Genomic DNA, 11,746 nt, shown 5'->3' with positions numbered 1-11,746 from the left:
GGAGACAAGGGAGACAACTTTACGGTTAATGCAGTCGGACTGCTCTCACAAAAGTCACTTTATGATCTGCAAACAACAGGCTTTAGCTTTTTGGCACTTGACGAAGCGCTTATCTACTTCAAGCTTAGTGCAACCGAGGCAGACTGGTCTCTTGGTTCTCCTTTTGGAAAGGGAGACAAAGGAGATACGGGAGCGACTGGAAACGGCATTGCAAGCGTAAACTTCATAGGTACCACAGATGCGAGCGGGTTTGCGGCGCAAAGCGGAGCTACGGATACTTACCGTATCACTTTTACAGACACAACAACGAGCGACTTCACTATCTACAACGGACTTGACAGCGATGTCTACATGGTGGACTTGCTCGCACACACAAACAGAACCGACAATCCTCACACTGTAACTAAAGCGCAAGTGGGGCTTGGAAGTGTTGACAACACGAGTGACGCGGACAAGCCTGTAAGTACGGCTCAACAGACTGCGCTTAATGCAAAACTAGACGCTACGGCAAATGCGGTGTCGGCTTCAAAACTTGCAACGGCAAGAACTATAACTCTAGCCGGAGAGGTTGCAGGGAGCGCTTCTTTTGATGGCATGGCAAATATTATTCTCACAGCTACGGCAAGAGGTATCGCACTACCTACCAAAACAGGGGTAACTACAATAGTAGTGGACGGTAACTCTCTTGAAATGAGCCTATATGTAACTCCTACGGCTGGGTTTGACTACTACTTTAGCAAAACAGCGATTACAACAACAGTTCAAGCAGATACCATAGGAGGTTTTCACTATTCCTTAGTGCCTCATGCAGAAGCTCCGACAGGTAACAAAACAGAAGCAGATATGGTAAAGCTTAGAGGTATCAATGAATACTCTATATGGACGCTATGGGATAGACCTATCTGCCCAGACCCTCGCGGTAAAGCAAAAGTAGGTTCACGTTGGTATGACATCTACCTTATGGATAGAGACTACGGCATAAGAGGCTACTCAGCTCCTACGGTTCATACAGGTGCAAACATAGCGGGAGGCGTGGCAGATGCAACGTACTTTAGACAGATACCAAAGATACCTCTAGCATACGGTGGAGATGGTACTGTTACTTACGGTAAATACACTTGGTTTCAAGCGTGTGAGGTGGCAACTGCAACAGGTAACCAAAACATAAGCTACAACGAGTTTCCTACTATTGCGTATGGCGTTCTTGAGGGTGTTTCTTCGTCTGCTTATGGAGACAACGGAACAATCTTCCACATCCCAGAGCTTATGTCTAAATATGGCATTGAGATGGCGACAGGTACGGAGCATATTTGGGGAGCCGACCTAGCAAACGGATACGGAACTACTACTTTTGCGTATATGGACAATGCGGATGCAAGAGGGCAGATTTATGCAACATCAAATGCTCCTGTTGCGGTGTTATTGGGCGGGATTCGCACGAGTGGCGTCACTGCCGGTTCGCGCGCCTCGCATTGGAGCAGCTATGTTTGGTATTCGAGTTGGCAGATTGGTTCTCGTTTCGCTTGTGACTCCTTGGAACATGCGTAGTGAGCGGAAGCGAACGGAGTGTGCATGAGTAGCTTAGTGGTGGTAGAGAAGTATGATGAGTTTGTCAACTACATCTACCCAGTGTTGCAAAACATACCGCGCAAGCACGGCATACTCAAAGAGAAGACAATCCAGCTTGTGTTTTTACAAGTTGAGCTGTTTTACAAGGCTGTAAAGTCAAATCACGTTAGCAAGCTCTATGAAGCGGACGCTAACTTGGCACTGGTTCGTTATCACTTGCGATTTTTAGCGAGTGAGAAGCGCAAGCTTGTAAGTCCAAAACAACATCAAGTAGCTTCTATCCTTCTGGCAGAGGTCGGAAAGATAGTTGGTGCCATGATAAAGGGCAGGTAAGAAAGCGGTGATATTGGGCGGGAATCGCACGAATGGCGTCAATGCCGGTTCGCGCGCCTCGAATTGGAACAACTATGTTTGGAATTCGAATTGGAATATTGGTTCTCGTTTCGCTTGTGAGTATTTACTTATAACACTTATGCAACTTAAGGGTTGTGTAGTGCGACTAAAGATAGTCAGCTTATCTGTCCTGCGTAATGCAAACAAAGTAATGGGTCTGTAAAACTAAGAGTAGTGAAACATCGAAACTAGAAGACAGCAAAAACATAAAAAAGGTAAGAGTTGTGGGCAAAAAGTACAGAAACTTGTTTCATAAAATCGTAGATATCGACAACTTAAGAGATGCCTATAAAAAAGCCACAAGAGGTGGAAATAGATACTCAAACGGTCACTTGATATTTAAAGAAAATTTAGAGGCAAATCTATACATCTTGCAACAACAGATGATAAAAGAGACATATAACATCGGCAAGTATTTTAACTTTACTGTTCATGAGCCTAAAACGCGCATCATAAACAGCTTGCCATTTCGCGACAGAGTGGCACAACACGCTATAAACAATGTGATAGAGCCTATCTTTGAGAAGACATTTTACAGCACTTCGTATGCTTGCAGAAAAGACAAAGGCACGCACAAAGGCATAAACAAGGTTCAATCTCAGCTAAGAAAGATGAAGAAGCAAGGCGAGGTTTACTTTTTGAAGATGGATTTTAAAGGCTATTTTCACAGTGTCAATTCCAAACTGCTCAAAGAGAAAGTGGAAAAAAAGATAACTGACAAAAAGTCTTTAAGACTCATTTTTAAGTTTATATGCGCTCAGGGGATTATGATAGGCAACTTGCTCAGTCAACTGTTTGCAAATCTCTACGGTCATGTGTTTGACACGTTTATAAAAGTAAAGCTTGGCGTAAAGTACTACTACAGATATATGGACGACACTTTGATATTTAGTCATAGCAAAGAGTATCTAGTGAGAGTACAAAAGATTTTAGAGAAGTTCATAGCTATTTTTATGAAGTTGAAATTTTCTAAATGGTTCATCCAAAAAGCGGACGTTCAGTTTATAAACTTTTTGGGTATGAGGATAAAGTCCGGGTTTAAACTACTTCGCAAAGCGAGTGTTACTAGAGCAAGAAGAGCTATAAAGAAGTTTTTGAAGTTAGAGCTATTCGCAAAGCTTTTTAAGTTTTTAGGCAGCTGGCTCGGACACGCTATAAAAGCGGATAGCTACAACTTGCTAAATTTACTAAGAGGAGAATTACACACATGCAAGATGAGATTACAGCACGTCCTTTAGTGGACATTTTAAGTGAGCAACTTGGAGAGCCGGTTGTGATGAGCGGAGATAACTATGTGCTTTTGAGCAACAAGAGCGTAGTTGCAGCGGCGGCGGTAGAGTTGGCGATTGCTGCACAGCAGAATGAACTTGCTGATGCACAAACAGCAAAGGCAATAGCCGACCATAAAACCAACGGCGAGCTATACACACTAGGCGGAGTTGAGTATCAGGTTCCTTTTATGAAAGATGATGCGGACGGATTGCTGCAGGTAAAAGCCGCGTTTGATATGGGTGTCTTAAGCACAAATATTCACTTTACAAACGGAACCATAATGCCAATAGCATCAACAGAGTTCGCGGCATTTGCCATGTGGTTTGTAGAGAAGCGCAACAGCTTCTTTGTGTAGGATAGTGTGATGACACAGGATGAGCTCTATGCAAAGTTTGATAACGATGCAAAAAAAAGAAGCCGCGCGATGCGATTTCTCTTAGTGCTAGACCAGATGGTCAATGTCTTATTTTGGAACGGCTCGCAAGATGAGACGATAAGCTCTCACATACATCGCAGACAGCAGGGTGGTAGAGCTACATGGTTTGATGATATGGTGTGCTGCTTGTTAAAGAGATTAGAGCAAAATCATTGTGAAAAAAGTTTGGGAGAGTGAGATGATAGCAGAGAGTGTAACGGCGAGCGTGTATGCAAAGGTCGTGTTCAATTTTTTTACGGTGTGCCTAGGTGGAATGCTAACGTACTTAGGTTTAAGCGGCGAGTCGTTCTTTCTCTTTAGTGTGCTGCTCATCATAGACTACACTACAGGAGTAGCAAAAGCCTACAGACTAGGACACAGCATAACGAGTAACAAGATGAAGTACGGCGTACTCTCTAAGCTTTCGCTGCTTCTTATACCTATAGTTTTGGCTATCGGGGCGAAAGCGGTTGGAGCAGACTTCAAAACCGTTTTGATGGTTGGGATAAACATACTTGTGTTAAGCGAGATCTACTCAATCATAGGAAACATTTACAGCATACGCACAAAAGATGAACTGCCTGAGTATGACGTTGTGGCGATGATAGGCAAGCGAATACGAAACGTACTTATACGATACAGCGAGGATGGATAGTATGTCAATAATAGCGATGAGAATATATGCGCTGCTAATCGTAGCGGCGGCACTTGCGGGAGTCGGCTACAAGTGTTACGCACACATGGAGTCGCTCAAAGATGAGATCAGTTCAAGAGATGTAAGTATCTCGCAGCTTGAGAGAAAAATGGAAGATGCGCAAAAGAAGATGTTAACCACGCAACTAGAGTCAGAGCGATATCAAGCCGCGCTCTTAGAACAGTCGCGCACTATAGAACTGCACGGTGAGAAGTACAAGCAATCTCAAAAAGAACTTACAAAATGGCGCGCTGATGCAAAGAAGTACCAAAACATAGAGAGACATCTACCGTCTCAAACAATCATATATAGGAGCAATTGTGAAGATATTAAAACTTACTTTGATAGCCTTGATGGCTTTAGCCTTGACAGCATGCAGTAATAAGCAAGAGTGTACGCCCATAGAGACAAAGGTCTACATAGACAAGCCTACTCCATACCCTGTTTATGCTCCATGCAAAACAGAAGAGGTAAAGTGCGGAGAGTTGAGAGGCACACCGATAGAGAAGCAAGACCAATCGCTTAAGTGCATCATGGAACTTAGAAAATCAATAGAGGGGTGTAAATGAAAAAGCTTATTGAAGAGATTATGAAAAATGAGGGGTTTGTCGGAACTGTTTACAAAGACACTCTCGGCTTTGACACTATAGGCTATGGCACAAAACTGCCTCTTGTCAAAGAAGAGGCGGCGCTTATCTTAGAGTATCGCCTCAAAGCGAAGATAAAAGAGCTTGAAACAAAAGAGCCGTTTGTAAACAAACTCCCTCTTGAAAAGCAGGAGATACTTGCGGAGATGTGTTATCAGATGGGAGTGAACGGAGTTTTAAAGTTTAAGAAGATGTGGGCTGCTTTAAAAGAGTTTGACTACGAAGCGGCAAGCGTTCAGATGCTAGACAGCAGATGGGCGGAGCAAACTCCAAATAGAGCGATGAAGTTATCGCAGATGATGAGGGGGTAGAGTGATGAACTCAAAGAAAAGCAACAACCTCGGAGCAGTTGCGATTACAAAAGCGAGAGAGCTGGAGGCTTTAATAGACATCTTAAACAACACGACTATTGGAACTCTTAATGAAGATATTGCGGCAAATGCAAACGATATCGCAACTCTTAACGAAGGCATCACTGCAAACGCAAACGCTATCGTTGCTATAAACGAGAGCATCGCCACACTCAACACAGCGATAACTGCAAATGCAGAGGCTCTGGCAGTTATTGACGCTAAGATTGGTGCGCTCTCCACTCTCTTTTCACTTGCTTTTGATGTAGCAGGAGTGCTTACAACAGAGGCGTACACTACTCATAAACATAGTTATGAAGACGCGACCATAGCAGATACAGCCGATGGCTCAGGAACAGAGACAAGTACAACCAAAACCACAACAGGAGTGAACTAATGGCAATAGATACAGAAGACCTATCAACAATTTATGATACTTTCTTAAGTAAAAGCCTAAAAGAGCTTAATGACACACAGGCATCAATGCAGATGGAGGATGAGCACTTCTCTGCAATAATGTCAGAGATAATAAAATCATCAATGGAAAACAGCGTACGCGCATATCAGGCAATTAACGCAAATGCACTAGTTCAGGCACAAATAGCCACCGAGCTTAAAAAAGCGCTTGATATTGTTTCTACTACAACGGTGAGAGACTTGCAGAATGCAAAAGATTTACTTCTTAAAGATGAGCAAATCAGCATGCTTACTGCGCAACAAGCCACCGAGCTTAAAAAAGCGCTTGATATTGTTTCTACTACAACGGTGAGAGACTTGCAGAATGCAAAAGATTTACTTCTTAAAGATGAGCAAATCAGCATGCTTACTGCGCAACAAGCCACCGAGCTTAAAAAAGCGCTTGATATTGTCTCTACAACAGCAGTGCGAAATGCAAACTCTGCGGCTGACATCATCAACAAAACAAAGCAGGGAGTTCTACTTGACAAGCAGGCTTTAAAGCTTATCGTAGACACGCTCTTTGTTGAGAAACAGACACTTGAGCTTGGACGCTCTGTTGAGTTTAATAACAACATTAAAGCGCTTGACAGCTATGCAGATATGGTTGGAACAATGGGAGCCGGCGGATTGGTTATTAGTTCTGATATGTGGACCACTCTATTTGCTATGATAAATGCGCTTAATACGAATGCCACTGTTCCTACATCTACTACAATAACTAAGTTGTAAGCATGAGTGGAAGCATTGGGTACACTGGGAGCACCTCTGCAGATACACTTTTTAGTTTTGCCGATAATACATTCGGTGGAACAGGAGGGGGAACTGGGGTTGCGGGTAATCCAGAGGAGTCAGGAGGCTCTGTTTATGTACCAACAGGCAATACCGTTCAAACAAATGTATTCACTGATGATATCCTCCTTGGAGAGTTTGGTGGCAATATTGCAAATGTAGAAAATCCATACGACCAAACAATACACACCTCCACAAAATACACAGACGTTTATAGACATGTTCCTGTTTATGACAGTAACGGAAACTTTTCCTATTTGCGCCGTATCTATGTCGGAACTATCTCAACAAAAATATACTCCGACAATCCAGCTTACTCGCAGTTTGAAACAGCCGTGACTACAGCACAAACTACTGAGTCCTCACAAATCACAGAATCGCAGCTTGGGGAGTTGCAGGTACAAATTGATGATTTTGCCAATACGATAGACAAATACTATGATAGAGATGTGTTTGGGGATACTGCTGCTATTGATGATACAACACAGACTATCGGCTCTTTAGAGTATGAAATAGAGCAGCTTTCACTTCAGGATGATTTGTCTCAAAACTATGACCGCATTGATGACACAGACAATACTGCAAGGATTAAAGAGCTAGAGGAGCAGCTCGCCGAAGCAAAATCACAACTAGAAGACCTGACAGTAAAGTATGATAAAGAAAAAAAAGACTTTATTAGCGATATTACATCACATAAGGTTGACAACTGGAAGTGGGATTTTTATTATGTGCCGCAGCCCGATGGTTATGATTACACTGCTACCGCAAAACAAGATATAAAAAGCTATATGACGCTAAACACCACAGATGAGATGAACAGATGGATGGCGGGCGGAGATTTATATGATGCTCCTCGTGCCGGAGATGTTGCCTTTAGCGTGGTGGGTAATCTTAATACGGTGCGCTTCTTAGGTCTTATGGATACAAACAGATCCGATGATATGATTCTCTCACATATAAACCCCGAGCGGCAACAGATGTTTGGAGAGCTGGCGGGCGAAGAGAACTTTAGTATCTTTTAACCCTCAAAGTATCTTATAAAATTAAAAATGCGATTTAAACAACCCACTTAAGCCTTTTTTTCTCTATACAATACCCACTAAATATAATGAAAAACTAAAGGACGCACAAATGGGAAAAGAACATAAAGAGGACGTAGCAGATTTTATGGAAGATGCACTTGGACTTAAAGATGAGACTATTGAAACAGAGGAAACACCTACTAAAGAGGTAGCGTCATCTGACCCCTCAGAACAAAAAGAAGAGCAGAAGGTTCCAGAAGCTACTCCATCAACTGCCACTCTTGTTACGCAAGAGCAAATAGGTATAAATAAAGAGATTGCAAAGATTGATTTACAGATAGAAGCTCTCGAGTCCACCGTTGTAGATGCAACTGCTTTTTATGACAACTTGGAAAATGAGTTGAGTGAAGAGGAGCAAGGCTTAGAGTTTAGCGATAAGAGCGCCTACATGAAACTTGTGAGCAAAAAAGCAAAAGAGTATGAAGAGAAGCACTCCAAAAAAGAGGATGTTCAAAACCTAAAGTCTCAAAAAAAAGAGCTTGAGTTAGTTTATGAGAGACAGGGCGCAATTACAGATGTAACTGCAAAGTACCCAGACTACAACCATGAAAAAGTTTTGAATTTCTACATGAACGAGCTTAGCAAGAGTGAGCAAGACAAGATTGTACAAGCATCCAAGAGCTACCAAGATGTTTACGAAAATGCTTACAAGAAATATATTGTCACAAATCCGTCCAATATTCACACCACAACTGTTCCAAACATACCAAATGTTAACAATGTTAGAAAACAAACTGTAAATAACAGTAGCATTGATAACGGTTTGACATCGCATGATGACCAGCTTAAACAAGCTTTAGGGCTGTAAATTTAAAACATAGGAATGGATATGCTAGAACAAGCAAAAAGCGAAATGAAGAGAGACGAGTGGGACATAAAGGAAGATATGCGTGCAGTTCAAAGAGCCATCGCGGTCTTTAAAGACAAAGAGCGTTTGGCGGATGTGCAAGAGTTAATTAAACAAAGAAAAGAAGAACAAGCCTCTTTGGATTCGGTGGCAGAGGGGGATTTACAAAAAGCTTTAGGGCTTTCGTGAGTCTAGGGTAGTAGACCTACCCTAAAGTAAGTAGCAAAGAGCCAACCCTAAGCGTCGCTTTGCTACTTACTCTAGGGTAGGCAAAAGTTAGAAGTGTCTTTAAAACACACAACAAAAATAAAGGAATAGTTATGGCAGAAGTTTTTGGTGGTTTGTCTGCGGGAGATTTTTTATCTGATGCTGACACAAGAGTAGCGTATAGTAAGGCGGTAACCAAAGAGGTTACTAAAAAGAGTAAGATGAAGCCGTTTATCGCATCAAGCGAAAACGATGCAACAAGCATTATTAGAAGTGTTCTTAAGACACTCGAACACGGCAGTATTGTAGGCGTTGAGATGGAAGATGCTCTCATCGAGAGTGGAGCAGTCGGCAATGTTGACTTTTCTGCAAGTGGAGAAGAGCTTAAAAACATCAAGCAATTTATCAAGATTGATAGATTTCAACATGCGGTTCCATCAACTCAGAGTATAGTCAATCAGAGAAATGCAGACTCATTTAAGTCTCGCTCAAAAGATTCACTAAGCAACTGGGGAACTATGAAGTTCGACAAGATTGTATTTAGTGCGTTTAGCGCTGATTGTACCAATATTGTTGTTTGTGGACACCCTGCTGATGCAACTACTGCAAACTTGGTTAAGGCAGATGTGCTTACAACTACAGATGTTGAAGAGGCAAAGAGACGCGCACTTCTTGGATTAAATGCAGCGGGCGAGAGCGTTCCTCCACTTATCCCTGTTAAAACAACTCAGAATGAGAACATGGGCTACTATGATGAAGTTGAGTATTTTGTAATGTTCGTTGGTACAAACTCGGCAAGAAACATCAAGACAGATCCAAACTGGGAAGCTGCAAGAAAAGATGCGCTAGAACGTGGAAAATCAAACCCTATCTTTAGTGGTGCTTTAGGTTTTTGGGATGGCGTACTTTTACTTGACGTTAAAACAGATACGGCAAGACAGTCGGGCGTGCTTACTTCAAGCTCTAAGTTTGTAGGTTTTGGAAATGTTAAGACAAGTGACTTAGGCATTTACAAGGGCGGTGTTGCAGACCAAGAGACTGAGATAAATCTTTTAGTTGGTGCCGGTGCCGGTTATATCGTTGTTGACCAAGGCGTTGCCTATTATGATTGGGTAGATAAATCTGACCCTAGACGTATGAACGCTGGAATTGACAGAGTGTATGGCTTTGCTAAGACAAAGTATGAGGCTAGTGCGAACGATGGCGTTTTAAAAGACAGTATTTTTGATGGCAATGACTATGGCGTTATCGCTGTTGTTGCTTCAACTGGCATATAGGGGAGATGAGTTATGGCTATTATTTCAAGTAGAAAAAATCGTGAAATCAGAGACAACGGTACAGTTACTTTTGTCGTAAAAGGTGCCGATGTAGGCAAGACCATAGATTTTATGGGAATTGCTGATGGCTTTCGTATTGTGAACGTAAACGTAACTGTTGATGAGGCTTTTGCAAACGTTGACAACACTATCAGTGTAGGTATTGAGGGCGACTTAGTTCGCTTCATCCCTGCTACTACTGCAAATGCGATCAAGGGTATCGGCTTTAACAACCGTCAGCTTAGTGCTACACAGTCTATGGCTATTGTAGTTGATATAATCGGCACAGCAAGTGCAACCGGTAGCGCAACCGTTACAGTGGAATATGCAAAACTTCCTGTATCAAAGCAAGAGTACTAGGTCGCGGTTATGGCTAAAGTACATTTTGCACCGTATAGTGCCATCAAGTATGTTGGGTCTAAGGCTAAGGATTTCAATACCTCCTTAGCTCGCCCTAAGCCTACTCTAAAAAAAGGTGATATCGTTATCGTTCTTAAAAAAGATGCTTTTAATCTTGTATCTAAGGGTTACGGAGAGTTTGTTGCTGTTGATACGATTGAGTTTAAAAAAGGAGATATTGAGACAGCTGCTAAAATAGAGGCTCTTGAGGCAGAGGTTACAACACTTCAAGCGGAGGTTGCAAGACTTCATGGCGAAAATGCTGCACTCCTTTTGGAGCTAGCTACTACTCCAGAGTGTTGTGGAGCAAAAGATACAGCGGTTGATGAAGCTTTTGGCGCTATGCCTGAAGTTTTACCTGAATCTCTTGAGATTGTCCTAGATGATGTTGTCTTGGATGAGACAGAAGAAAAAAGCGAGTAAAGAGAAATGAAAGCAAGTGATTTTATCTTACAAACACGCTCTGACCTACAAGAGAAGTCTGAGCATTGGAAAGATGAGGAGCTTCTTTTAAAACTGCAAAGGGCTTATGTCTCTTTGCAGTTTGATTTGCCTTGTTTTATAGCTAAACAAAGCATAGCTATAGTAGATGGCAAGCAAGAATACTACCTTGACTATACTCCAATCAAGAACGTAGCACTAAGCATAGACAACCGCTCTCTTGATTTTGCAACTTTAGAGTTTTTCTATGTCAGAGCTAATGAGAACAGCTACACGTTTGATAAGAATATTATGCTTTTAGGTTTTATGCCTACAAACGCCATGAGCGCGACCATTGTATATAAATATGCAAAAGAGTTAGCAACTGAGAATTGTGAGATAGAAGTTCCAAACACGCAATACAAAGCATTGAGACTTCTGTTTTTAAGTGAGATACATGAGAAGCCTACGAGAAACTCTAAAGAAAGAGTTTTGAGCCTACACTACCTTAGGCTCTATGAGCAAGAGATGATGAAACTCAAAGTGTTACAGCCTATAAGAGCTAAAAATATAACATCAAATTATCAAAGGATTTAACATGAGCTGGAACAGTGGAGATACTTCTATGACAATACAAGGGCTAGGTGCGCTCGCTGGTGCATGGGGTCAGTACGAAACAGGTAAAGAAGCAAACAAGATAAAAAAAGAGCAGCTTGCTTACGAGAAGCAAAAAGATGATGCCTACAATGCAAAGATAGACAAAGCGCAAACGAATCTTGATGATGCTTTTAGTGATAGCATTTTTAATGTGAACAATAAGAAAAAAAAGAACCCTTACGACTATGATTATGAAGTTGATGCCGTAGAACCTGCAACAGCAGTGTAGG

Annotated in this window: 18 protein-coding genes and 1 pseudogene; all 19 read left to right on the top strand. The window is 41.9% G+C overall.

Annotation, left to right across the window (positions count from 1 at the left end):
- Positions 1 to 1,548 (top strand): annotated as a pseudogene (locus RQ763_RS00170) (hypothetical protein); the annotation flags it as partial.
- Positions 1,549 to 1,572: 24 nt separating this feature from the next.
- On the top strand, positions 1,573 to 1,902 hold the full coding sequence (gene avd, locus RQ763_RS00165; protein WP_314150334.1) for a diversity-generating retroelement protein Avd: 330 nt from the start codon (positions 1,573 to 1,575) through the stop codon (positions 1,900 to 1,902).
- 284 nt (positions 1,903 to 2,186) lie between these two features.
- Positions 2,187 to 3,200 (top strand): reverse transcriptase domain-containing protein, encoded by a 1,014-nt coding sequence (locus RQ763_RS00160; protein WP_314150333.1) that lies wholly within the window; start codon positions 2,187 to 2,189, stop codon positions 3,198 to 3,200.
- A complete protein-coding gene (locus RQ763_RS00155) occupies positions 3,170 to 3,589 on the top strand; it encodes a hypothetical protein (protein ID WP_314150332.1) in 420 nt (139 codons plus the stop codon). The genes RQ763_RS00160 and RQ763_RS00155 overlap by 31 nt, the downstream gene beginning before the upstream one ends.
- 9 nt (positions 3,590 to 3,598) lie before the next feature.
- Positions 3,599 to 3,847 carry a hypothetical protein gene (locus RQ763_RS00150; RefSeq protein WP_314150331.1) on the top strand — a complete coding sequence of 83 codons (249 nt, stop codon included), beginning with the start codon at positions 3,599 to 3,601 and terminating at the stop codon, positions 3,845 to 3,847.
- Positions 3,825 to 4,304: a phage holin family protein gene (locus RQ763_RS00145; RefSeq protein ID WP_314150330.1), complete on the top strand. Its 480-nt coding sequence runs from the start codon at positions 3,825 to 3,827 to the stop codon at positions 4,302 to 4,304. Before RQ763_RS00150 ends, RQ763_RS00145 begins: the two co-directional genes overlap by 23 nt.
- 1 nt (position 4,305) lies before the next feature.
- On the top strand, positions 4,306 to 4,725 hold the full coding sequence (locus tag RQ763_RS00140; RefSeq protein WP_314150329.1) for a hypothetical protein: 420 nt from the start codon (positions 4,306 to 4,308) through the stop codon (positions 4,723 to 4,725).
- The gene (locus RQ763_RS00135; RefSeq protein ID WP_314150328.1) at positions 4,709 to 4,912 is read left to right on the top strand and encodes a hypothetical protein; all 204 of its coding nucleotides are present in this window, start codon (positions 4,709 to 4,711) and stop codon (positions 4,910 to 4,912) included. Before RQ763_RS00140 ends, RQ763_RS00135 begins: the two co-directional genes overlap by 17 nt.
- On the top strand, positions 4,909 to 5,301 hold the full coding sequence (locus RQ763_RS00130; protein ID WP_314150327.1) for a glycoside hydrolase family protein: 393 nt from the start codon (positions 4,909 to 4,911) through the stop codon (positions 5,299 to 5,301). The genes RQ763_RS00135 and RQ763_RS00130 overlap by 4 nt, the downstream gene beginning before the upstream one ends.
- A gap of 4 nt (positions 5,302 to 5,305) precedes the next feature.
- Positions 5,306 to 5,737, top strand: a complete 432-nt coding sequence (locus RQ763_RS00125) for a hypothetical protein (RefSeq protein ID WP_314150326.1) — start codon at positions 5,306 to 5,308, stop codon at positions 5,735 to 5,737.
- Positions 5,737 to 6,528: a hypothetical protein gene (locus RQ763_RS00120; RefSeq protein WP_314150325.1), complete on the top strand. Its 792-nt coding sequence runs from the start codon at positions 5,737 to 5,739 to the stop codon at positions 6,526 to 6,528. Before RQ763_RS00125 ends, RQ763_RS00120 begins: the two co-directional genes overlap by 1 nt.
- A 2-nt stretch (positions 6,529 to 6,530) precedes the next feature.
- The gene (locus tag RQ763_RS00115; RefSeq protein ID WP_314150324.1) at positions 6,531 to 7,610 is read left to right on the top strand and encodes a hypothetical protein; all 1,080 of its coding nucleotides are present in this window, start codon (positions 6,531 to 6,533) and stop codon (positions 7,608 to 7,610) included.
- Between the two features lie 109 nt (positions 7,611 to 7,719).
- Complete coding sequence (locus tag RQ763_RS00110) at positions 7,720 to 8,478, top strand: hypothetical protein (protein ID WP_314150323.1); 759 nt, start codon at positions 7,720 to 7,722, stop codon at positions 8,476 to 8,478.
- A gap of 21 nt (positions 8,479 to 8,499) precedes the next feature.
- The gene (locus tag RQ763_RS00105) at positions 8,500 to 8,706 is read left to right on the top strand and encodes a hypothetical protein (protein ID WP_314150322.1); all 207 of its coding nucleotides are present in this window, start codon (positions 8,500 to 8,502) and stop codon (positions 8,704 to 8,706) included.
- A gap of 131 nt (positions 8,707 to 8,837) precedes the next feature.
- Entirely contained in the window at positions 8,838 to 10,001 is a 1,164-nt protein-coding gene (locus RQ763_RS00100; protein WP_314150320.1) for a DUF4043 family protein, read from the top strand.
- Between the two features lie 12 nt (positions 10,002 to 10,013).
- The gene (locus RQ763_RS00095) at positions 10,014 to 10,400 is read left to right on the top strand and encodes a hypothetical protein (protein WP_314150319.1); all 387 of its coding nucleotides are present in this window, start codon (positions 10,014 to 10,016) and stop codon (positions 10,398 to 10,400) included.
- A gap of 9 nt (positions 10,401 to 10,409) precedes the next feature.
- Positions 10,410 to 10,862, top strand: coding sequence for a hypothetical protein (locus RQ763_RS00090; protein ID WP_314150318.1), 453 nt, complete (start codon positions 10,410 to 10,412; stop codon positions 10,860 to 10,862).
- A gap of 6 nt (positions 10,863 to 10,868) precedes the next feature.
- Positions 10,869 to 11,456, top strand: coding sequence for a hypothetical protein (locus tag RQ763_RS00085; RefSeq protein WP_314150317.1), 588 nt, complete (start codon positions 10,869 to 10,871; stop codon positions 11,454 to 11,456).
- 1 nt (position 11,457) lies between these two features.
- Positions 11,458 to 11,745, top strand: a complete 288-nt coding sequence (locus RQ763_RS00080; protein ID WP_314150316.1) for a hypothetical protein — start codon at positions 11,458 to 11,460, stop codon at positions 11,743 to 11,745.
- Position 11,746 lies beyond the last annotated feature (1 nt).

This window comes from Sulfurimonas sp., assembly GCF_032250635.1.
Lineage (GTDB): Bacteria > Campylobacterota > Campylobacteria > Campylobacterales > Sulfurimonadaceae > Sulfurimonas.
Note: the sequence above shows the minus strand (reverse complement) of the source record. Positions and strands in the feature narration are given on the sequence as shown.

Bases quoted from the DNA above. Each gene is read 5' to 3' on its own strand.
- RQ763_RS00105 (WP_314150322.1), top strand. From the start codon at position 8,500: ATGCTAGAACAAGCAAAAAGCGAAATGAAGAGAGACGAGTGGGACATA.
- RQ763_RS00080 (WP_314150316.1), top strand. From the start codon at position 11,458: ATGAGCTGGAACAGTGGAGATACTTCTATGACAATACAAGGGCTAGGT.
- RQ763_RS00125 (WP_314150326.1), top strand. From the start codon at position 5,306: ATGAACTCAAAGAAAAGCAACAACCTCGGAGCAGTTGCGATTACAAAA.
- RQ763_RS00130 (WP_314150327.1), top strand. From the start codon at position 4,909: ATGAAAAAGCTTATTGAAGAGATTATGAAAAATGAGGGGTTTGTCGGA.
- RQ763_RS00150 (WP_314150331.1), top strand. From the start codon at position 3,599: ATGACACAGGATGAGCTCTATGCAAAGTTTGATAACGATGCAAAAAAA.
- RQ763_RS00155 (WP_314150332.1), top strand. From the start codon at position 3,170: ATGCAAGATGAGATTACAGCACGTCCTTTAGTGGACATTTTAAGTGAG.
- RQ763_RS00085 (WP_314150317.1), top strand. From the start codon at position 10,869: ATGAAAGCAAGTGATTTTATCTTACAAACACGCTCTGACCTACAAGAG.
- RQ763_RS00120 (WP_314150325.1), top strand. From the start codon at position 5,737: ATGGCAATAGATACAGAAGACCTATCAACAATTTATGATACTTTCTTA.
- RQ763_RS00100 (WP_314150320.1), top strand. From the start codon at position 8,838: ATGGCAGAAGTTTTTGGTGGTTTGTCTGCGGGAGATTTTTTATCTGAT.
- RQ763_RS00115 (WP_314150324.1), top strand. From the start codon at position 6,531: ATGAGTGGAAGCATTGGGTACACTGGGAGCACCTCTGCAGATACACTT.
- RQ763_RS00090 (WP_314150318.1), top strand. From the start codon at position 10,410: ATGGCTAAAGTACATTTTGCACCGTATAGTGCCATCAAGTATGTTGGG.
- avd (WP_314150334.1), top strand. From the start codon at position 1,573: ATGAGTAGCTTAGTGGTGGTAGAGAAGTATGATGAGTTTGTCAACTAC.
- RQ763_RS00095 (WP_314150319.1), top strand. From the start codon at position 10,014: ATGGCTATTATTTCAAGTAGAAAAAATCGTGAAATCAGAGACAACGGT.
- RQ763_RS00140 (WP_314150329.1), top strand. From the start codon at position 4,306: ATGTCAATAATAGCGATGAGAATATATGCGCTGCTAATCGTAGCGGCG.
- RQ763_RS00110 (WP_314150323.1), top strand. From the start codon at position 7,720: ATGGGAAAAGAACATAAAGAGGACGTAGCAGATTTTATGGAAGATGCA.